The 21801-nt window shown below is 40.8% G+C and carries 21 protein-coding genes; 13 read left to right on the top strand and 8 right to left on the bottom strand.

All coding sequences use genetic code 11. The features are described 5' to 3' along the window. The first annotated feature begins 51 nt into the window (after positions 1–51). The 4 genes from QNM16_RS06005 (at position 52) to QNM16_RS05990 (ending at position 2163) form a co-directional block, all read left to right on the top strand. Positions 52–411 (top strand): response regulator, encoded by a 360-nt coding sequence (locus tag QNM16_RS06005; RefSeq protein ID WP_063364066.1) that lies wholly within the window; start codon positions 52–54, stop codon positions 409–411. A gap of 116 nt (positions 412–527) precedes the next feature. Beyond that, positions 528–917 (top strand): Rid family detoxifying hydrolase, encoded by a 390-nt coding sequence (locus tag QNM16_RS06000; RefSeq protein ID WP_284019635.1) that lies wholly within the window; start codon positions 528–530, stop codon positions 915–917. A 93-nt stretch (positions 918–1010) separates the two neighbouring features. Beyond that, positions 1011–1448 (top strand): GNAT family N-acetyltransferase, encoded by a 438-nt coding sequence (locus QNM16_RS05995; protein ID WP_284019634.1) that lies wholly within the window; start codon positions 1011–1013, stop codon positions 1446–1448. 199 nt (positions 1449–1647) lie between these two features. Beyond that, positions 1648–2163 (top strand): P-loop NTPase family protein, encoded by a 516-nt coding sequence (locus QNM16_RS05990; RefSeq protein ID WP_284019633.1) that lies wholly within the window; start codon positions 1648–1650, stop codon positions 2161–2163. A gap of 38 nt (positions 2164–2201) precedes the next feature. Here QNM16_RS05990 and QNM16_RS05985 read toward each other — a convergent pair whose 3' ends face one another. Continuing rightward, on the bottom strand, positions 2202–2684 hold the full coding sequence (locus QNM16_RS05985) for an acyl-CoA thioesterase (protein WP_046357112.1): 483 nt from the start codon (positions 2682–2684) through the stop codon (positions 2202–2204). 94 nt (positions 2685–2778) lie between these two features. Next, positions 2779–4428 carry an electron transfer flavoprotein-ubiquinone oxidoreductase gene (locus QNM16_RS05980; protein ID WP_284019632.1) on the bottom strand — a complete coding sequence of 550 codons (1650 nt, stop codon included), beginning with the start codon at positions 4426–4428 and terminating at the stop codon, positions 2779–2781. A 175-nt stretch (positions 4429–4603) separates the two neighbouring features. Here QNM16_RS05980 and QNM16_RS05975 point away from each other — a divergent pair, with 175 nt between their 5' ends. Together QNM16_RS05975 and QNM16_RS05970 are read left to right on the top strand one after the other, a co-directional pair. Then, positions 4604–5356 carry an electron transfer flavoprotein subunit beta/FixA family protein gene (locus QNM16_RS05975; protein ID WP_039609730.1) on the top strand — a complete coding sequence of 251 codons (753 nt, stop codon included), beginning with the start codon at positions 4604–4606 and terminating at the stop codon, positions 5354–5356. Then, entirely contained in the window at positions 5353–6279 is a 927-nt protein-coding gene (locus QNM16_RS05970) for an electron transfer flavoprotein subunit alpha/FixB family protein (RefSeq protein WP_284019631.1), read from the top strand. The genes QNM16_RS05975 and QNM16_RS05970 overlap by 4 nt, the downstream gene beginning before the upstream one ends. 79 nt (positions 6280–6358) lie before the next feature. Here the strand turns inward: QNM16_RS05970 and QNM16_RS05965 are convergent, their stop codons facing one another. The 3 genes from QNM16_RS05965 to QNM16_RS05955 form a co-directional block, all read right to left on the bottom strand. Beyond that, positions 6359–6808, bottom strand: coding sequence for a hypothetical protein (locus QNM16_RS05965; RefSeq protein WP_284019630.1), 450 nt, complete (start codon positions 6806–6808; stop codon positions 6359–6361). A gap of 92 nt (positions 6809–6900) precedes the next feature. After that, positions 6901–7893, bottom strand: coding sequence for a helix-turn-helix transcriptional regulator (locus QNM16_RS05960; protein WP_284019629.1), 993 nt, complete (start codon positions 7891–7893; stop codon positions 6901–6903). After that, positions 7893–8804: a GGDEF domain-containing protein gene (locus tag QNM16_RS05955; RefSeq protein ID WP_284019628.1), complete on the bottom strand. Its 912-nt coding sequence runs from the start codon at positions 8802–8804 to the stop codon at positions 7893–7895. Before QNM16_RS05955 ends, QNM16_RS05960 begins: the two co-directional genes overlap by 1 nt. A gap of 310 nt (positions 8805–9114) precedes the next feature. Here QNM16_RS05955 and QNM16_RS05950 point away from each other — a divergent pair, with 310 nt between their 5' ends. The 7 genes from QNM16_RS05950 to QNM16_RS05920 all read left to right on the top strand — a co-directional run bounded on the left by QNM16_RS05950 (position 9115) and on the right by QNM16_RS05920 (position 19497). Beyond that, entirely contained in the window at positions 9115–11904 is a 2790-nt protein-coding gene (locus QNM16_RS05950; RefSeq protein ID WP_284019627.1) for a TonB-dependent receptor, read from the top strand. A gap of 51 nt (positions 11905–11955) precedes the next feature. Then, positions 11956–13230, top strand: a complete 1275-nt coding sequence (locus tag QNM16_RS05945) for a metallophosphoesterase (protein ID WP_284019626.1) — start codon at positions 11956–11958, stop codon at positions 13228–13230. Between the two features lie 253 nt (positions 13231–13483). After that, positions 13484–14347 (top strand): hypothetical protein, encoded by an 864-nt coding sequence (locus tag QNM16_RS05940; protein WP_284019625.1) that lies wholly within the window; start codon positions 13484–13486, stop codon positions 14345–14347. A 234-nt stretch (positions 14348–14581) separates the two neighbouring features. Beyond that, on the top strand, positions 14582–15022 hold the full coding sequence (locus QNM16_RS05935; protein ID WP_284019624.1) for a hypothetical protein: 441 nt from the start codon (positions 14582–14584) through the stop codon (positions 15020–15022). A gap of 337 nt (positions 15023–15359) precedes the next feature. After that, complete coding sequence (locus tag QNM16_RS05930; RefSeq protein ID WP_284019623.1) at positions 15360–16199, top strand: glycosyltransferase family protein; 840 nt, start codon at positions 15360–15362, stop codon at positions 16197–16199. Positions 16200–16680: 481 nt separating this feature from the next. Then, positions 16681–18783: a dockerin type I domain-containing protein gene (locus QNM16_RS05925; RefSeq protein WP_284019622.1), complete on the top strand. Its 2103-nt coding sequence runs from the start codon at positions 16681–16683 to the stop codon at positions 18781–18783. Between the two features lie 75 nt (positions 18784–18858). Further along, complete coding sequence (locus QNM16_RS05920; RefSeq protein ID WP_284019621.1) at positions 18859–19497, top strand: cohesin domain-containing protein; 639 nt, start codon at positions 18859–18861, stop codon at positions 19495–19497. Positions 19498–19821: 324 nt separating this feature from the next. Here QNM16_RS05920 and QNM16_RS05915 read toward each other — a convergent pair whose 3' ends face one another. The 3 genes from QNM16_RS05915 to cyoE are packed head-to-tail and all read right to left on the bottom strand — an operon-like array spanning position 19822 to position 21801. Continuing rightward, positions 19822–20310 carry a hypothetical protein gene (locus QNM16_RS05915; RefSeq protein ID WP_284019620.1) on the bottom strand — a complete coding sequence of 163 codons (489 nt, stop codon included), beginning with the start codon at positions 20308–20310 and terminating at the stop codon, positions 19822–19824. Then, positions 20307–20912, bottom strand: a complete 606-nt coding sequence (locus tag QNM16_RS05910) for an SCO family protein (RefSeq protein WP_063364052.1) — start codon at positions 20910–20912, stop codon at positions 20307–20309. Before QNM16_RS05910 ends, QNM16_RS05915 begins: the two co-directional genes overlap by 4 nt. A gap of 4 nt (positions 20913–20916) precedes the next feature. After that, entirely contained in the window at positions 20917–21801 is an 885-nt protein-coding gene (gene cyoE / locus QNM16_RS05905; RefSeq protein ID WP_063364051.1) for a heme o synthase, read from the bottom strand.

Raw genomic sequence — 21801 nt, 5'->3', positions numbered from 1 at the left:
TTACTAGCATCAATTTGTGGTATGCACAAAATGACAACAGTAAGGAAGGCCATGAAGATTTTGATCGTAGATGATACCTACTTTATGAGAGAGCTTATCAGTGAAAGCCTGCAAGAACGAGGATTTAAAGAACTAACACAGGCATCCAATGGTGAAGAGGCACTCAAAGCCATGTCGGCTAAGTGTTACGATTTAATCGTAACCGATTGGAATATGCCAAAAATCAATGGGTTGGAGCTCATTAAAAGAATGAAGAAAAACCCGGCTTGTCGTCATACGAAAGTGATCATGCTCACTGGTGATACCACGCCAGAAAAAATACTTGAGATGAAAGAGTTGGGTGTAAACGGTTATATATCAAAGCCATTTACACCTGAACTACTCACGGATCTGGTACTTAAACTGGCATAGCGAAGTGATTTAATTGGTTTTAACCAGCCCACAAACCTTCCTCAAGCACTTGAAAAAAATCCAAAAGGCGGAGACTATAAGCGCAGTTTATCCACTAACCTGAAATGGAAATTAAAATGACTAAAGTTTTGCATACAGAATCTGCGCCTGCGGCAATTGGCCCATATGTTCAAGGGGTTGACTTAGGAAACATGGTAATGACTTCTGGTCAGATCCCGGTAAACCCAACGACAGGTGAAGTACCTGAAGCCATTGCTGATCAAGCAAGACAATCACTTGAGAATGTTAAAGCAGTAGTTGAGTCTTCGGGCTTGAGTGTTGCAGATATTGTAAAGCTTACTGTATTCGTTAAAGATCTAAATGACTTTGGTACAGTTAACGAGGTGTACGGTAATTTCTTCGATGAGCATCAAGTTGCTAACTACCCTGCGCGTTCGTGTGTTGAGGTTGCGCGCTTGCCAAAAGATGTAAACATCGAAATTGAAGCGATTGCAGTACGCAAATAGTGCTGATGCAACGGTTAAGAGGGGCTTAGGTTCCTCTTTAAGCTATAGAACTTTCTTAATTCATATACGAATAAAAACTCAGTAGCACAAATCATGCTTAAACTCATCCCCTCTATCGCCGAACATATTGATGCCTTCATCGAGATGGAGCGACGCAGTGATACCACGCAATTCATCATTCCTTATACGAAAGCGCAACATCAAACTGAAATGCACAAGCAGGATGTCATTTACTTATCGATATTATCGCATAAGGCTTTATCCGGATTTATCATCTTAGCGCGACAAGCCAACAGAGAAGTTGAATTTAGACGAATTGTTGTCGATAGCAAATTTCGTGGAATTGGACAGCAAGCGATTGTACAAATGGAACAGTACTGCATGGCGCATTTTGATACTCAAAGGATCTGGCTGGACGTGTTTGAGTCAAACCAGCGCGGGTTACATATCTATAATAAATTGGGTTATAAACAGTTTAAAACTTCGCAGCATCAAGAAAAGCCTCTAATTTTGATGGAAAAGTACCTGTAGATAAAAAACAGTTTTGACAAAAAATACAGGTACAGATATGCTGATAAAATGCACAAAATAATTAATCAGAATATTCGACACATTATTATCATCATTCCATAGGAATGGTGGGATTTGATGTGCAAAGATTTTATCAAACCCGCCCAATACGGCGGGTTTTTTTATGCGGTATTGGGAGACAAATCATTAAGGAAAATAAATGAAAAAAGTCGCCGTATTTGGTAAGCCCGGCAGTGGCAAATCGACATTTAGTAAATATTTAGCAAAACAGGTAGGCTTACCTCTGCATCAATTAGATATCATGGTGTTTAATCAAGATGGCAGCCAAATCTCACGAACGCAGTTTGATGACAACCACGACAAAATTTTACAGCAACCTAGCTGGATTTTAGAAGGGTTGGGTCCGTTGGGTTCTTTCAAGCAGCGCTTAGCTCACGCTGATACACTTATTTATATCGACTTACCCTATTGGTTGAGCTACTGGCTTGTGACAAAGCGCGCAATTAAGGGCTTAATTAAAACCCCAGAAGGGTGGCCACAAGGGTGTTCGATTATACAAGGTACGCGCCAGTCATATCATTACTTAAAACTATCGCGACAGTTTTGGAATGATGAGTTTGAACAGAACTTAACAAACATCGCCAGTGACAAACAACTCTATATCGTACGTTCACTGAGCGAGCTTAAGTCGTTACAACGTCAGTTAGTTAGCTAACCTCTAAATAAATGAGCAATTGCCATTGCTCATTTTTACTATTCATCTTGGTCGAATGTAGCTTGCAGTAAAGATTCTGTTTGAATCGCAATATCTTTCATTTTGATGGCATATTGTTCTAGTGCTTTTTGCTCTGGTGTTTGAGCTACAAACTTTGAAACTGGGATGGGGTAACCAGCTTGATCCATCGCGATAAAGCTAATGATACAGTGGTTGGTTTCGACCATGTGTTGCTTTTGCGGATCGCCGCATCGAACCTGAATAAAAATTTGCATACTGGTTTTGCCGGTATGCGCAATTTTTGCAGAAACCTCAACAATCTGACCAACTAAAATAGGCCTGTGAAAGCGAACGCCAGCTACGGATACGGTTACACAATAAGCACCGCTCCAGCCAGCAGCACAGGCGTAACCAGCTTGATCTATCCACTTCATAACAACACCACCGTGTACTTTCCCACCAAAATTGACATCGGTCGGTTCTGCTAAAAATCTGAAAATCACTTCTGATTGATTGGCCATGTGTACCTCATCATTTTTTGAGTCTGAGGTAAGTATAGAAAAAAAGGGGCATTTCGCCCCTTGCAATTTAGGATATGTAAATAATTGGTTGGTTTTACATATTCGGGTAGTTGGGACCGCCTGCGCCTTCAGGGGTTACCCAAGTAATGTTTTGGCTGGGATCTTTGATATCGCAGGTCTTACAGTGGATGCAGTTTTGTGCATTGATGACAAACTGTTTCTCACCTTCTTCATTTTCATTCACTTCGTAAACACCGGCAGGGCAATAGCGCTGTGCAGGCTCAGCGTACTGCTCAAGGTTCACTGAAATAGGGATCGTACTATCTGCTAACTGCAGGTGGCATGGTTGCACTTCTTCATGGTTCGTATTAGATAAAAACACCGAAGAGAGTTTGTCAAAGCTGAGTTTGCCATCTGGTTTTGGATAAGCGATTTCTGTTGCATCTTTTGCAAGTCTCAATGATTCATAATCCTTGCTGATGTCTTTGATGGTGAACGGTAAAGCGCCGGAGAAAAAGTTTTGGTCAATCATGTTGTAAGCACCACCTAAGTAGCGGCCTAACTTGTGCATGGCAGGGCCAAAATTACGAGACTGATATAACTCTTCGTGTAGCCAGCTAGCTTTAAACTTATCATCGAAGCTGTGTAAATCTGCTTTCGCATCTTCTTGTGAGAGTGCTTCGATAATGGTATCTGCGCCAATGATCCCTGATTTCATTGCTGTATGATTACCCTTGATCTTTGCAAAGTTCAAAGTCCCCGCATCACAACCGATCAATAAACCACCTGGGAAGTGCATTTTTGGTAAAGCATGTAAGCCGCCTTTGGCAATGGCTCTAGCACCGTATGAAATACGCTCGCCGCCTTCAAGTGTTTGCTTAAAGACAGGGTGGTGTTTCATGCGTTGAAATTCATCAAAGGGGCTAAGATATGGGTTTTTGTAGTTCAGGTCGATAATAAGACCCACCACAACTTGGTTATTTTCGGCATGATACATAAACGAGCCACCATGCGTCTCGTTATCAAGAGGCCAGCCTGTACCATGCACGACAGTCCCTTCTTTGTGTTTTTCAGGGTCTATTTGCCAAATTTCTTTAAAGCCAATACCGTAGTGCTGAGGTGTCGCATCTTTATCTAGCTCAAATTCTTTGATTAGCTGCTTACCAAGGTGTCCTCGGCAACCTTCGGCGAATACAGTGTATTTGGCTCTAAGCTCCATACCTGGCATATAAGTGTCTTTTGGTTGGCCATCTCTATCTAAGCCCATGTCACCTGTGACAATGCCTTTTACTTCTTTGTCTTCGATGATTAAAGAGTGTGCACTAAATCCCGGGAAGATCTCAACGCCGAGCTCTTCTGCCTGCTCTGCTAACCAACGACAGACATTACCCATTGAAACGATATAGTTACCGTCGTTTTTAAATGTTTTTGGCACCACCATGTGCGGCAAGCTTGTCGCGTTTTGCTCATCTTTGAATAGGTAGATCTCGTCTTCAGTGACTTTGGTAGTGACTGGAGCCCCTTTTTGTGCCCAATCAGGGATGAGTTCATCGAGTGCTTTGGTTTCGAATACCGCACCGGACAAAATATGCGCACCCACTTCAGAGCCTTTTTCTACCACACAGATCATGAGTTCTTGTTCTTTTTGCTGTGCTTGTTGAGCAAGTCGAATAGCGCATGATAGACCCGCAGGGCCCGCCCCCACTATGACGACATCAAATTCCATGGTTTCACGTTCGACCATTTTTACCTCGTATACATTGACGGTAGATTAACTTAAACTCGAGTTAAGTTCTTTTTACGTTAAGCTAAGGTTATTTTAGGTTGACGTTTACGTCAACAGGAAGTAGGCTGGTTTCATCAAATTGTTTCATTGACGTACGCGTCAGCTATACAAATAACCAGATGATGGAGTAACCATGAAAGTACTTGTACCAATCAAACGCGTGATTGACTACAACGTCAAAGCGAGAGTCAAGGCAGATAACAGCGATGTTGATCTTACAAATGTAAAGATGGCCATGAACCCGTTTTGCGAAATCGCAGTAGAAGAAGCGATTAGATTAAAAGAAGCAGGTAGTGCAACTGAAGTAATAGCCGTATCTATCGGTGATAAAGCTTGCCAAGAACAACTTCGTACTGCGCTGGCACTTGGTGCTGACAAGGCAATCCACATCGAAACAGATGCAACATTAGAATCTCTTCATGTTGCTAAATTACTGGCTAAATTAGTAGAACAAGAAAACCCTGAATTGGTCATTCTTGGTAAGCAGTCAATTGATGCTGATAACAACCAAACTGGACAAATGCTAGGTGCATTGACTAAACGTGGTCAAGGTACGTTTGCATCTAAGCTTGTTATTGAAGGCTCAAATGCTGTGGTAACTCGTGAAGTAGACGGTGGTCTACAAACTGTCTCACTAGCGTTACCAGCGATTGTAACCACAGACCTTCGCTTAAACGAGCCACGTTATGCAACACTGCCTAACATCATGAAAGCAAAGCGTAAGCCGCTAGATGTTATTGCAGCAGACTCATTGGGTGTGGATTTAACACCTCGTGTTGAGCTTGTTAGAGTCGATGAGCCTGCTAAGCGTGAAGCAGGTGTCATTGTAGAGAGCGTTGAAGAGCTAGTAACAAAACTTAAGACAGAAGCAAAGGTGATCTCATGAGCGTATTAGTTATTGCAGAACATGAAAATGGCGTATTGAAGCCAGAAACCGCAAAGGTGATCACTGCGGCTGTTAAAATTGGTGGTGATGTTGATGTATTAGTCGCGGGTAGCAATGTGGCTGCTGCGGCAGACTCTGTTGCTGGTATTGCTGGCGTCACGTCAGTCAAATTAGTAGACGATGCTAATTTTGAGCACCAATTAGCTGAGAACACCGCTGATTTAGTGGTCGAGTTGGCAGGTGGTTACAGCCATATCTTAGCGAGTGCTTCTACAACTGGTAAAAACATTTTACCTCGCGTTGCGGCGCTACTGGATAAATCACAAATCTCTGAAATTATCGACGTAGTAGATGCAGATACCTTTAAGCGCCCAATTTATGCGGGTAACGCGATTGCGACGGTTAAATCACTTGAGTCACAAAAAGTTATCACTGTTCGTGCAAGTGCATTTGATGCTGCGGGCGAGCAGGGCCCTGTGTCTGTAGAGTCTCTATCAAATGGCGCAGCTAACAGCCTAAGCAGTTTTGTTGGTGTTGAGCAAACTGAATCAGAGCGCCCAGAATTAACTGCTGCACCTGTGATTATCTCAGGTGGTCGCGGTATGCAAAACGGCGATAACTTTGCACTATTAAACGGTGTTGCTGACAAGCTAGGTGCAGCAATTGGTGCATCTCGTGCTGCAGTTGATGCTGGCTTTGTACCAAATGATATGCAAGTCGGTCAGACAGGTAAGATTGTCGCTCCAGATCTGTACATTGCGGTGGGCATTAGCGGTGCTATTCAGCACCTTGCTGGTATGAAAGACTCTAAAGTCATTGTAGCCATAAACAAAGATCCAGAAGCACCGATTTTCCAAGTTGCTGACTATGGCCTAGTCGCCGACTTATTTGACGTATTACCTGAGCTAGAACAAGCTCTGTAACCTATTCTGGTTGTTGAAGCCGTGTGCATTATGCCGCGGCTTTTTTCATTTTTTACGGTTGAATTACCACAATTGATAATTATGCGCTTGTATGAAAGCCGAACTGATACACTTCAAGTTTGTTGATCATAGTTTCATAATTTCTGACCACATCTTGTGTTGCTGCGCTCTGACTTTTAACGGCGGATAAGTTTTCTTTTAATTGACCTATCACATCGAACTTTTCAGTTTTTGCTTGTGCAAGCGTCGTCCCGCCGAGTTCACCATCATGTTTAATTAAATTATATCGCCCAGTTAAAAATGCAACCTCGCCAAGGCTTAACACGCCTTGCTGATAAAGCGTCTCAGCGGCATTTGATTGCTCTTCTAATGTCATATTAGAAAAATCAAATTGCCTACTGCGTATATTACTATGAGTATCTGTTTGAGCACTATTGACTGAGCTTGATTCAGTCACGGCTTGGCGGTTTTTTAAAGTTTGATGTCCACTTGGGGCTTGGTGAGAATTGGCTGTAATGTTACTGATCATCTTTATCCTTAAAATGAGATTGAGCGTATGAAATATAAGCAACAAACATTCCATGAGATATTCATTGTGAGCAGGCAACACTCGGGTACTGTCTAAGTATTTCGAAGCTCTGACGGTGTGACACCAAACCAGCGTTTAAACGCGCGGCGAAAATTAGGTAAATCGTTAAACGCGAGTGCTTTTGCTACCTGTGCATTTGAGTAACCTTGTTGTTGAATACAAAATGCAGCCTGCTGGCTAAGCACTCTGTCTTTCAAGCTACTGAATTGACTGTTATGTTGACTGAGCTTTCTTTTCATTGTGGCTTCGCTAACTTTAAAATGGTTGGCAAGATCTTCTAAGCATGCTTTGGGGTGATGGATCAAAAACGTTTCTGCATAAGATAAAAAGCCCATAGATGTGCAGGGCTGCAAAGTGGCTAGATTGCTTTGTAAAGCTGAAACGGCATCGTATTGCCGCGTCTGAAGTGCAGTTTTTCGGATCTCGACAGTACAGGCGTGGTGACCAAATGATAGCGTACCAACCTGTATGGCATGGTAATGTTCAATGTGCGTAGGCGTGATATAGGGCAGCTGAAATTGTATCTCTAAATTGTTGAACCGCCATTTGATAAAGCCATTTATTAGGCTGAGCCAAACTTCGAGTAAAAATTGATAGGTGCAAGGGGATGGCTCACTGACAGCGGGGTTTACAAGTAAATGAATAGCTTTCCCTTCTCTAAGCATACGAGTGCTGAAGTAGGGAAATAGGTCACTCTCGAGCTGCTTACAGGCTACCAGCAGCGCTTTCAAGTCGATACAATGAAATAAATACGATGCATATTTAGCACAGAGACTATGTAATAAGTGTTGACCCAACACAAAGCTAATGTCTTGGCTCAAATTGTGTTTTGTGATGTTTGTTATGATCTTTTCTAGTTGCGCATAACTAGACTTGTGGCTTTGGGTTTCGAAATCCTTGTAAAATATCTTAGTGCCTTTGAGCGCTTTGTCTGGATGTATTCCCCGTTGTTTTGCAAGCTCAACCAGTGGTTCTAACAATTGATGGCTGCTAAACCTGAGGTCGCTTGATTCAAAGTAAGGCATTAACAAGCCTGCTTATTATGTGCAAGTTGAGCCATCAGCTGCTCAAAGATCTGTTCACTTTGCATTGCAAGTGAAACTTCAATGCACGCATAGTGCAGGGTTCTAGGGTTTAACGTGACGAGATCTTTATCGTACTGATGGTGGACTTTTGCGGCACTGCATACTCTGTTTGTGATGTCTATGGCAGTACTGAGACCAGTCGCAGGGTATAAGACAATGAATTTATCCCCAGCGTAACGGCAGGCAAGGTCACAGCCTCGAATATTTAGGGTGATCAATTGTCCTGTGTCGCGAAGTAATAGTTCGCCTCTGGTGATACCCTGCTCAAAGCAAAATCGGCCATAGGCTTTTAAGTCTAAAATTGCAACACAGAACCGAGTACCCTTATCGATGAGCTGCGAAACCTCCGCGTCAATTTGCTTTTCCATGTAGCGCGCACTGTATAAACCGGTCACATAGTCGGTAAAGGTATGTTCTCTAAAGTGTCGCTCTTTTCTTAATAACGTTAAGTTTAAAAAAGTTTGCTCTTGATACCACCAATACATGGCAATACTCATCACAATCATACCGAGCAGTGCGGGGAAGGCTTCGAGTGAGCTAAGAGTTGGATGAATGTGGTTAAAAGAAAAGAACTCATCTAGGCAATCTAAGAGCAATGAAATCAGCATTAAGGTGAGGCCAAAAGAAAGTGCTGTTGTAACGCGTCCTCGCGGACGGCTCAGTAATGTTGCAACTAGCCACACTAAAGACATGGCAGCAAGTCCTCCTTCACCAATCGCGTCAAGTATTTCGAACTGGGTGTAAGGCTTTAATTCACCAAAGTGTATTGCCATTAATATTGTGATGGCGACAGACACGATAAGCAGTGCCCATAAATGAAGGTGTTTTATCGATGTAATAAAGCGAGCCATAAATTGATGCCGAGCAAAATGTTTATTGTTGTTATGTTATTGCAGTGAAATTTCTTGAACAGGGTCAATTTAGCTCATTACTTTGACAGTTTTTTTAACTTTGACGGTAATTAAAGGTAAAAACAGCCCCAGTTTATTGTTTTTGGTGTATTTAAGAGGGTGTAATTAGCTCAAATGGTCAGTGCTTTCATCTAAAAGCCTGCTAAATCAGTACCTTCTACGTAGTGATGAAATAAATAATTCATATTGTACAGATATTGTTGCCGCGATTTTTAGGGTAATCAATCAACACAATCTGTAAGAGATAAATATGAAACAATCACTACCGTTACCTTTTTCAAAGTCCTATCAAGCCATCGCGCTGCTATTGGGCGTGTTTGCAAGTGGTACACATGCAAATACACTGCAAGGGCAAGTAGGAGATACACAAAATAAAGCGTTTTTTGAAGGCGCGCATGTCAAAATTGTTGAGCTAAATAAACACATCAGCACAAGCCGAGATGGACGTTTTGTGTTTGCTAAACTGCCAGCTGGGGAATACACGCTTGAAATCACCTACATTGGCGCTCAACCGTCCGTTAAAACAATAACAATTATTGACGACCAACTAACGCAAGTGGCTGTGAAACTCAAGCCTGTGCAAGAGGATTTGGATAATATCATTGTGGTTGGTCAGCGTGCAGGACAAGCAGGGGCATTTAACCGACAAAAAAATGCCGACGGTATTGTGTCTGTGGTGAGCGCAGATGGCATTGGCCAACTTCCTGATCAAAATGCAGCAGAAGCATTACAGCGTTTACCGGGGATGTATATTCAACGCGATCAAGGTGAAGGGCGGTTTGTTGGAATTCGCGGTATCGATCCTGGGTTGAATAATGTGTCAATTAACGGCGCTAACGTACCTTCGCCTGAGGCGGGTGTGCGCAGTGTCGCAATGGATGTGATCCCCAGTGAAATTATTCAAAGCTTAGAAGTGAGCAAAACCGTCACGCCAGATATGGACGCCAGTGCGATTGGTGGCAGTATCAATGTAAAAAGCCTCAGCGCGTTTGACAGGCAAGGGCAAAGTTATAGCTTTACGGCGCAAGGCTCTTACAACGAACAGGTTAGTGAATCCAGCCCTAAATTGTCAGCGAGTTTTAGCGATATTTTTGCGCTTTCCAATGATACGCAGTTAGGTGTTGCGACAGCCGTTTCTTGGTTCGAACGAAAGTTTGGATCGCATAATATGGAAACGGACGGGGGTTGGATGGCTTTAGAACAAGAAGAGGCCTCAACAGGAGAAGATTCTGAATTTTATGGCGCCGAAGAGATAGAGCAGCGTCACTATCTAGTAACTCGTGAACGACTTGGTGCTGCGCTCAACTTAGACCTTCATCATAATACATTCAATAAGTACTATTTGCGGACTTTATATAGTGAATTCTCGGATGACGAGTATCGTCTACGCAACGAATACAAGTATGACAAAGGCAAGTACATCGAAGCAGAGTCGGGCTCAAGTGCGGCATATTTCACAGACGCGGAAATGGATAGAGACACCAAGGATAGATATGAAGAGCAAAGTATTTTGTCACTGGTGGCGGGTGGGGAGCACATACTGCAAAGCTGGTTTGTGGAATACAACCTTGGCTATTCAAAATCGGATGAAATTGAGCCTAACCGATTAGATGTCGATTTTGCGGGAGAAGGTTTTGCACTGGGTTACGGCAGTCTAGGTAACGCACCAACACTCGCTCATTCGGACAATGCCCATGATCTAAGTAATTTCGCATTAGATGAGATTGTCAGTGAGCATAACCTCAGCGAAGATGACGCACTCAGTTTTAAACTCGATGTGAGTAAAGATTTAGTTATAAGAGGACACAATGCACAGTTAAAAGCCGGTGTTAAATACAGCGACCGTGAAAAACGCAACCTTGTGAATACGCGCGTCTATGATGACGGTTTTGATGACGTTACGGCAATGCAGTTTGCAACAGACAGTCCAGAGTACGATCTTGGACAGTTTGGATCAGGTCTGTCGCGAAGTGGTATAAGACACTTTTTCGCAGAGAATCAAGCGCACTTTACACTAAATCAATTAGAAACGGACATTGAGAGCAAAGGCAAATCCTATACATCTGAAGAGCATGTAGCGGCTGCATATGTGATGGCGAGTATCGACATTAATGACTTAAATGTTATCGCTGGGCTGCGCTATGAAGATACTGACTATGAAACATCAGGGAGCCGCGTTGAGCTGCTTAAAAATGAGATTGAAGACAGCGAACAAGTTGTAATTGCACCATGGAATGTCAGCAAAAGCTACGACCATTTATTACCAAACCTGACTCTCAGGTATGCCTATTCGGATGAATTAATCACGCGCTTTGCCTACACACATACGATTGCAAGACCAAGCTTTGGTGATGCCGCTGCTTTTCAGCTATTAGAGAGCGAAACATCCGGTGATGAGGATGGGATTCAAGTTGAGCGTAAAGGCGAGGTTGGCAACCCTGATTTAAATCCTTATGAATCGAGCAACCTTGATTTATCAATTGAATATTACCCGGGCAAGATTGGCATTATGTCTGCGGGGCTGTTCCACAAAAATATCGATAATTTTATTGCTAAGCAGCAAGTGCAAGGCAATGGCAATTGGGATGGTTTTGAAGAAGTGATCCAGTCGGTAAATGGCGGCGAAGCCCAATTAAGTGGCATTGAGCTAGCGTATACGAAAAACTTTGATAGTGGGCTGATGATTTCAGCTAATGGCACTTTTATTGATGCGGATGAGGGTCTGCCAAATCAGTCTGACACAGTGGCAAACTTGATGATTGGTTATGAAAATGACGAGATCAGCGCTCGCCTCAGCTCTAGCTACAAAAGTAAGTCGTACATTATGACTGAAAATGATGCGCGTGTGCATCAAGACGCACATAACCAAATAGACTTCAGCGTGAAATATTTCATAGATGAGCAAACCCAAGTTTATTTTAATGCAGTCAACCTGACCGATGAGCCGTACTACGTGTATCACGGCGAGCAGCGTTATAACTATCAATATGAAAGTTATGGCCGCGCCTATCAATTGGGTATCACCTTAAGTTCTTTTTAATTTTCTAAAAACAACAATGGCGCTGCTTGGGTAACCTTGCAGCGAAAATGTATGAAGTTATCTACCTCTTGCTTCGCAGTATCTGCGTTATTACTCAGTGGCTCATTTAATGCGGCTGCTAAAGATTCTATTTCGTTTTTGGCTTTTGGTGACGGGGGATATCACCCTGATTATCCAAAAACTAAGCATATTAAAAAGCCTAAAAACAAACAGCAATTTATAGAAGCCGAACGCGCTGACTGGTTAGAGGATCACAGACCAATAGAGGAATTTAATCACGCGCCAATTTACGTTTATCCTGGCACAGAAATCGCGACAGAAGATACCGGTGCTGCGGCTGTTGGTAAAGCAATGGCGACACTATGTGAGCGCAAAGCTTGCGAGTTTGGCATTCAGCTGGGCGATAACATTTATCCAGATGGTGCGGATGCGAATGATGGCAAAGATGACCAAAAGCGCATGAATGATTTGATATTAGGTCCCTTAAAGCCGCTATTTGAGAATAATAAAGAGCTGGTGGTGTACTCTGCACTTGGCAATCATGATTGGAAGACATCTCGAAAGGGCGTAAAACTACAAACGCAATGGATGGCTAATCAACCAAACTTTCATATGGATAAACGGGGGTACTACAGTTACAGAATGGGTGAGATAGGCAATGACGTAGAGTTTTTTGTGCTCGATACAAATATGTTGTTGTCAGGGCAGCATTATTATGAAATTCCGCTGGCAAAAGATGGCAGTGAGCAAGGTCTTGCGACGGCACTGGCACAAGGACATGCTGAAGTGGAAGACATAGAAATACATGAGTCGCCGGTCAATGGTGAAGACCATAAGCAACTTGCTTGGCTTGCTAAGGGACTGAAAACATCAACCGCAAAATGGAAGATTGTGTATGGACATCACATCTTGTGGTCTATTGGTGGAACTAAATATGATGAGGGCCATGTACTTAGAAGACTGATTTTACCTGAGCTATGCCAATACGCAGATGCCTATATTGCAGGACATGAGCATGATCTTGAGTTACTGACTGATGATTGCTCTCGTGTTATGCCGGGTAACAGCAAGCCAAAACTTCCACTTATTATCAGTGGAGCAGCCTCAAAAATGCGTGGGACGCACACACCATTTTCTCAGCAGCAAGAAAAGCGTTATCCAGAATATGACTTAATTTGGGCTAAAAGCTTTATCTGGGGATTTGCCCATATTGAGCTCGATAATCGCAGCGACAGCTTAAATGTGAGCTTTTACACAACGCCAAATGACAAGTCTGGAGAAGTGATCCCTGAAGCGAGCTTTTCTTTTAAGCATCGTAGTGAATAACGCGTGCTCAGTTTAATCTTGAAAGTTGCTACTGTCAGTGCACCACTGCAGTAGTGACAAATACATTATGCTGAATTATCACCTGTACTTACTCGTTTTAAATGGATAGTTACATGGAAATTTTCATCCTAATTGCGGTAAGATTTTTACACATTTGATTGAAAAGTACCTGAATATGATACATGGGTACAATTGCATTTGTAATAATTATGTAAAGTTGTCGCGTGACAACAATCAAAAAAGGAATAAGGAAATGAAACTTACAAGTATAACATTGGCTGTGATTGCAACTTTGGGCGTGGCGCTATCAGGTAACGCGCAAGCTGAGGCGGAAATAAATTCACCTGTACGTGTCGCGATTGATCATCTAGGCGTGCCTTGGGTGCACAAAGATGACTCAGCTGGGTTGTGGCGTGAAAAACCATTGCCACATGGTCAAAAAGCCATTGCAACAGCTGGTGGATATTTTCACTATCATTTCGGTACCGGACCTGATGATAAAGGGTATGCATATTATGAAGGAGCGACTTTTGCGGTTGGAGAAAATGGCAATGCATATCGATACCAAAATTATGATTGGCAATCGGTTGTGGGCTGTTGGGGCGCACAGGATGTAAGCTCATTTACAGTTGACCACGCATACTGCGTGAATGGCGATGGTACTTTGAAGAAGTTCAATGATGTCAGCGATAGCTTCGAAGGTTACTATGCCATCAGCAACGAAAAAATTAAAAAAATTGATGTTGCACTAGGTGGTGTTATTTGGGCTATCACCGAAAGTGACAAGTTGTTTAAGTATGATGGCGTAAAGTGGGCGCAACAAGAAGTAGCCTGTGGCGATTTGTGTTCCCTTGTTGATATCGCTGTCGGTGGCGGCCAAGTGTTTGTTGTTGCCAGTGTTTATGGCAGTAACGATGGACCTCAGAGCGTATACACACTGAATAATGGCAATCTGGTTAAATTTGGCTCATTTTATAATATCGATGTCGATAGAGAAGGCGTCATATGGGCTATCTCAAACTATACACGAACACTATTTTTGAAACGCCCAGGCATGAGCGAATTTGTTGAAGATGTCCAAATGAGCTATAAGGTGTCGACTAATATTGGTAGCTAAATACCAATGTATATGAAGAGGGGGTATAGACCGCCTCTTCTGGCTTAAAATAAATAACTTTTATTATTTATATGTAAAACTCTGCTTTTATTAACCATTCATACTATCTTCAGCCGCTTAGCAATATCTTACCGTTCTAGATTTACATTATTCTCCACATTTCATGGCTGATTTTAAGCTAATTAATATGTGTGGAATATCAATAGATATATAAAATAAAAAAGGAAGTAATTCATGCTTAATAATTGGTATAAATCGACCTTGTTCATTACATCTTTTTGCTTTTGTTTAGGTAGCGCGCAGGCTGCGAACGATATGCCTGAACCTAATTTAAAATATGAATTTGCGCTTCAAGTTGGCACAGAGGCCTTGTATGAAGTCAAAATGACACTCAAAGATGAGCAGCCTGCGGATATTACCTACTACGATGAAAAGAATAGACCGACTTATAGAGTAGTTTTAAATGTAGACTATGAAAAATCTATCAAACGTGGAAAAGAAAGCACCATTAAGCATTCTATTCAAAAATATGAGAATAACGATTGGATAGAGTTGTTTTCTCCAGAAATGACTTACTTAGTTGGGTTGCCGGGTAAACTGGAAATATATAATGAAGACATGGTTAGAATGTCATTAAATGGTAATCTTACTATCGTTGATAATGCACACCTGTGATGATGAATTACTACGCTTTACTATAACTAAAGCTTAGCTACAGACAGGTACAATGATAAGTATTTATTTACGGTTGAATACAATTTTTATCTATTTCATTTCAGTAATGAACATCATTGGCTTATCACTTTTGCTACTCTGCGATATCACAATGTGCAAATTATAAGCTCTTATAAAAGCGATAATCTCTGATGCCTAAAGGTGTTAGGCCTAGGCTTTAATATGCGGTTGCTTTTTATCTTTTTTTGCACACTCAGATAAGGTGCACTAGACTGTGCTTGGTTAAAAAAATGTAAATTTAGTCTAGTGTATCATAAGTGATTGGATAAAAAGAGTAATGAAAAAAGCCATTTTTAGCTTGGCCATTGGTGACAACCCAATGTACAAAGCTGCACTACATAGTTTTAAGCTTTATGCACAAAAGGTGGGTGCAGATTTAATCGTATCGGATAAGTTGCACTATAAAATAGACATTGTTAACCCTAAATTTAATGCATCTCCGGCTTGGACTGAAAAGCTTAAAATAGGAGAGTTATTGAAACAGTATGACAGAGTACTTTACGTTGACTCTGATGTATTAATTACACCAAATGCGAGGGATATATTTGAGCTGTATCCTGATTTAAGTACTACTTACTGGTTTAATGAAGGGCTAAAACAAGAGCGAAAGAATGACATCGACTTGGTTCAGTCTGAACTAGGAAAAGTTGAATGGCCGTACATAGATGAGCGACCAGTCTATTATAACGCAGGTATAATATTGACATCTAAGCAGGCAGGATTGTTCAGCTTAACTCAATTGAAGGACCTTCAATTAATCTGTAATGAGATAACGCATTATGACCAAAGTTACTTTAACTATACTTTGCACAAGCATCAGCTGAGCCATGAGTCTTTTGATAAATCCTTTAACAGAATGGACATGTTCGGAAATGAAGGATATCTAGAAGCCGACTTTATTCACTATGCTGGAAAAGGGTATGCAAAAACCAGTCGACGTCGAGATGTACAGTTTTTAAAGGATTTTTCAGTTATTTTCGACGGTATTGTACCTGATGATGAAATTAAAAAGCTCAAAGAAGACGCATGGCAAGCCTACTTAGAGGTAATTTATAAAAAGTATAGTTTACCTAATATTCTAATAAAGCGATTTTGCGAGCTGTTCTTAGCGCGCTGATTGAAACTATAGATATGATTATATTAACAACAATCCTTTAAGTAATTTAATTAACTCCATGGTTGTATAGCTAGAAAGTGGATTTATTTATAAATTAAAGTTTATTAAAGGTGGGATTTAAATAGTGTGAGTAGGGGAAGGGTTAAAGATGGCTTTCGTTTTTTCTGAAATTTTATTTTTTATTCTTCATGCCTTTCAGTTCCCCCCCCTAAGCTAGAACATTTAACTGGTACAATGTTTAACGTAAAATCTTGGTAGGAATTGTCGGTACTTAACTTTGTCTTTTTTATAGTGTTGATTTTTGAATATTATATTTCTAATGCAAGGTCTTTGTCTTTAGTTTTTACTTTGGCTTTTAGTATTAATTTATTAATATACTTCCTTATGAGTTGTTTTCTTGGTGTTTTATTTTTTTAACAGGTTATTATGTTGTTTCTTCATGTGAAATAAGAAGTAAGTTAGGATAACTCAAGGAATAAAAATGAAATACAAAATTAATAAATATAAAAGGAAAAATGTATTTTCGCCAATTAAGTCAGCATGTAGCCTTACTCTAATGGGAGCTCTAGCTACACCGCTAATGAGCTATGCATCTACGCCAACGAAAATTGGAGAGGAACGCTTAGTTAATGCTACAGTAACTCAAGGAGATTTAGCAGAAACAACCTCGGTTGTACAACTAAATGATGGTAAGTATGTTGTTACTTGGCACGTAAAAAATAATGGAAAAAATCAAACATATATCCGAGGTCAAATCTTTACTCAAACCGATGAGCCTTTGAGTAGTGAGTTTACTATTGCAACTTTAAACTCAACAGCGACAAATGTACGTAGCATGCGCGATAATGTCACTCCGCTTAGTGACGGCGGCTTTTTAGTCTCATTTGAAAGTATTAACTTAAATGACTCATCGAAAAGTGATATTTTAGCGAAGCGTTTCTCTGCACATGGTTCAGCAGTTAGCACTATTACCGTAGCTTCTGGAGTGTCTCAATACAATAAACCTTCACAGGCCGTGTTAAAGAATGGTAACACCGTAGTTGTTTGGCAAAGCGAAAGCCTAGGAAATGACTCTGAAATTTTTGTGAAAGTGTTCGATAGTAATCTAAATGTTGTGAAAAATACGTTTAGTGCGACTTCTAGTGAAGTAGGAGAGCAAAAAGATGTTTCGATTGCGGCGCTGGAAAACGGCGGTTTTGTGCTCACTTGGCAAGGAGAAGGTGACGATATATATGGCCGCGTTTTTAATTCAAACTTTCAATATAGTGGCAGTGCAGTCAGAGTTAATACGACAACAGGGGGCACTCAATCGTTTGCTGACGTAACAGGGTTAAAAGATGGTGGGTATGTTGTTGTATGGGATACACCATCTAATGAGCACATTCTTGGCTCAGATAGATATATTTATACACAGAGATTTAACGCGAATGGAACTAAAAAAGGGACGGAGACGCAGGCAAATACATATTTAGGCGATCACATTCACCCTGTTGTAAGAAGCAACAAGACGGGGGGCTATTTAGTGTCGTGGGCAAGTAGATCTCAAGATGGAAATATGTGGGGTATATACGCAAGAGAATATCAGCCTGATGGAACGCCTGATGGTGATGCTTTTCCCGTAAATACTTATACTCAAGGCAGTCAGATGTACCCAAACACTGCCTTATTAGGTGAAGGAGAGTTTATCGTAACATGGTCAGATCTGGGCAGAGCAAGTGTTCATGCACAAAAGTTTACTTTTAATGAAGCTCCTGAATTTGATTTAAGCGTTACACTGCCTTCAATTACTGTATTCGATGGAGATATCATAGAGCTGCCATTAACAGCTAAAGGAGTGGGTATTTATGGTATTGATACGGTAATGACATTAGATGACCCATTTGTTGCTAGTTTTAATAATGGTAGCTACGGAGAATTTTTACCGGGAGCTGAGCGTTTGTCTATCCCAATTGGAGTTTCGGATAGCCAGTGGGATGGTGCGCTATCAATAAAAGCCCCATATCAATCTAAAAGCGGCGAAGGACTTTATGCGACTGCAACATTAGTAGCACATAAACCAGGTACGGTTAATATTGATTTGCGTTCACAATTTACAGGTGAAGATGGTAATTATCTTTATCAAGGCCATGCAAATTACACGATCAATGTACTAGAATCCGTTTCTTTATTGGGTAATGTTGGTGATCTAGGCTTTGCGGGGGACTATTCCCAAGTCACAGTTTTCATTAACGGTGAAGCTGTTCAGTTAAACCCAGATGGAAGCTTTGCAGTTAGCGTAGGGCTTGGTAATGTGACAATAGCTGTTAATGCCCCAGGTTTTCTTTCAGCACAAAAACAAATTACGCTAACTCCAAATCAAGCTGATCTTAATTTTGGCAACATAGCTTTAGTTGCAGGTGATAGTAATAGTGATGATAGTATTGATATCGCTGATTTGACTCAGTTGTTAGGAGCGTACAGAACAGATAGTTCTGACCCTTCTTTTACACCAGCTGCGGATTTCAATCGAGACGATAAAATTAATCTGCAAGATTTAACCTTGCTAGGCAAAAACTTTGGCAAACAAGGCCCAAATACTTTCTAATCTGAACTTTGCATAAGTACATAGGCCGCACCATCATGTGGCCTTTTTAAATTAACTCCAAAAGAGACTAACATAATGAAACTGCTAATAATGAGTCTGTTTCTTCTCAATAGTTTAATTACTGCTGCCTCACAGGGGAAAGCATATTTATACACGCCAGAGAAAAATATAAAGATGGGAAGCCATTTTTATGTCGATATCATGATCAAAGAAGCACCTGACGTATACGGCACTCAAATATTCTTACAGTTTGATGCCAACCAAATTTCGGTGCTAGATAAGAATGATAAGGAAGCTGGAATTCAAATTGAGCACGGCGATTTTTTTGACAGCGCTCGATTGTATACGTTACAAAACTCGACGAATATGAAGGAAGGTAGTATTAATTACATAGTTAGCCAAATTGCTCCTTCGGATAGTAGATCAGGTGATGGCAGAATTGCGAGAGTATATTTCAAGGCCAATGATGCAACTTCTGAAGCTAGTATACAGCTAGCGAAAGCTGACTTTGGTACTAAGCAAGGAGAAAAGTTTGTTTTTAGCTTAGGTAAGCCTTTACAGTTTAAATTTGATGAAGCTTACATTGAAGGGCCACAGGCTCCCCAAGATTACACAACAACGCTAATACTCTTTGGGGTTGTTGGTATGGCCTTTATCTTGGTCATTTTATCGCTTTTTAAACTAAGAAGGCAAAAGCAGTTAGTGAACGCATAAAGTTTTGCATTGCGCTTTGTTCTATATTTGCAGGTGTAAATGGACACAGTTGTCTAAAATTAGTGAAGGTATAGATTTTTTAATCACCTTCACTGTGCTATTTACAATATATTAAACAGCCTCTCAAATCTTTATGACAATGTTAAGAAACGAGAGTAGTTTTAAAGAAAAATATAGGTTTTATAGGGAACTAGATTTGATGTCAGTATGATACATTGAATCTGGAAAGTCACAGATTTATTGGTCGTTACCGAATGTATTTGAAAATAAATGAGTAGGAAATAAGGAAGTGCAGTAAGGGTTACTGCACTGAAACTTTACAGACTAAGAAGTCTTCTTCTGACGGCTAACTAAACAATAAGAACCGTCTTTTGTGCTGGTCATATAGCCAACAAAGTTTTCATCTCTTTTATGAGCAAAAACATGAGTCTCGTCGTTCAATTTACCTTTAAATAGCCACTTTTTGAATACTTCCTCACGCACCACAATGCATGGGTTTTTAACAGCAAAGCTTTCTTTATACGCTACTTCACAATGGCCCGCACTGTGAGACATAGAAAAAGTGATATGGCTTTGTCTATCTTTATATTCAAGTACACCCGTTACCAACAAAGTTTCAAGTTCATTTTTGCTGGTTTGGTTTGATACCAACAAACGATGTTTCTTTGATCCAATAATATCTCCCGCCATCGCTTTTAATTCACTATGACAATGTTTGACATCATATTTTTCAATAATCGTTTCAATCGAGTTTTTTGCAACCACCTGAGTACTTGCCATTAAAAGGCCAGCTATGAATAAATGTGTCTTCATAGCATAAGCTCTCTAATTTGAGCTGCAAGTTCATTAGGCGTTGTTGTATGGCTCATAGCGGTAATTAAATCGCCTTCTTTATTTATTATGTAGAATCTTGACGCGTGGGCTACCGAGTACTCCATAAAAGACTCTTCAAGGTTTTCGTCATCATAATAAACACCATATAATCCACCAACTTCTTTGGTTTGCGCAGCGCTGCCAGTCAAACCAGTAATACGCTCGTGAAAGTAGTCAGTATATTCCTTTAAATCTTCTACTGTATCACGCGCAGGGTCTACTGTAACAAGTAAGCCCTGCACCTGATCAAGCCCTTGCTTCTCTAAACGCATAAATGCATTTGTCATTACCGCCAGAGAGTTAGGGCATACCTCTGCACAAGACAGGTAGCCGAAGTACATGACGACGACTTGGCCTTTATAATCAGAGAGCGAAACAGGTCCGGCATAGCTTTGCAGCGTAAAATCTCCACCCAATTCATCGAACGACTTTCTTGTTTCGTTAAAGTCTTTAGTGGTTGTTGATAGATAAAACCAAATGAGTCCAATAATACCAAGAAAAGATAAAATCCAATGTAAGTGAGCGGCTTTAAACTGCTTCATAACTCTACCTTGCTGTCACATATGCATTTTGGTCAATATGAGCAAAATCAACTGACATCAGAACACTCATAGAAGTAATGGCAACCAGCGATAAAATAAATACGCGTTTTGCCCAAGTATGATTGTCCATACGATGGAAGTCGAAAATTGTGCTCAATAGCCAGATCAAACCAATGATGAACGTAAATGAGGCGAAAATAGCGCCAACATAGTTCAACGTGAATAGAGAAAGTGCAAGTACAGTAAAGGCAACAATAAAGCCAATCATGTGTTTTCTAGCAACTTCAACACCACTGACGATTGGTAAAACTGGAATATTTGCGTCTTTGTAGTCTTTGAATCGGTAAATAGCAATGGCATAAGAATGCGGGATTTGCCAAATACAGAAGATTGCCAAGATCACAACGGCGCCAATATCAAATTGACCGTTAACAGCACAGTACCCCATAACAGGAGGACATGCGCCAGAAATACTGCCTACAAAAGTACCGTATATAGATTTTCTTTTATAATAAAGCGTGTAAAGACCAACGTATACCACGAAGCCTAGCACACCGAAATAAAAGCTCATCATTGATGCATACAGTGCTAAAGAGGCGAAACCTATGCAACCCAAAAGGGTTGCATAAGCCAAAGCTTTGTTCACCGAAATCGACTCTAAGAGTGGCTTTCGGTACTTTGTGCGTGACATCAACTGGTCGATGTCACGGTCAATCACATTATTAAAAACGCAACCAGAGGCGATGATACAAACTGTACCCACTATCATTGCTGTAAATGTAACGAAATCAATATTACCTTTGGCTGCGAGCACGTAGCCCGCAACCGCAGTGATTAAGTTACCAAAGATAATGCCTGGTTTTGTAATTAACAGGTAACTTCTTAACAT

Origin of the sequence: Pseudoalteromonas umbrosa, from assembly GCF_030125375.1 — a bacterium.
GTDB lineage: Bacteria > Pseudomonadota > Gammaproteobacteria > Enterobacterales > Alteromonadaceae > Pseudoalteromonas > Pseudoalteromonas umbrosa.
Note: the sequence above shows the minus strand (reverse complement) of the source record. Positions and strands in the feature narration are given on the sequence as shown.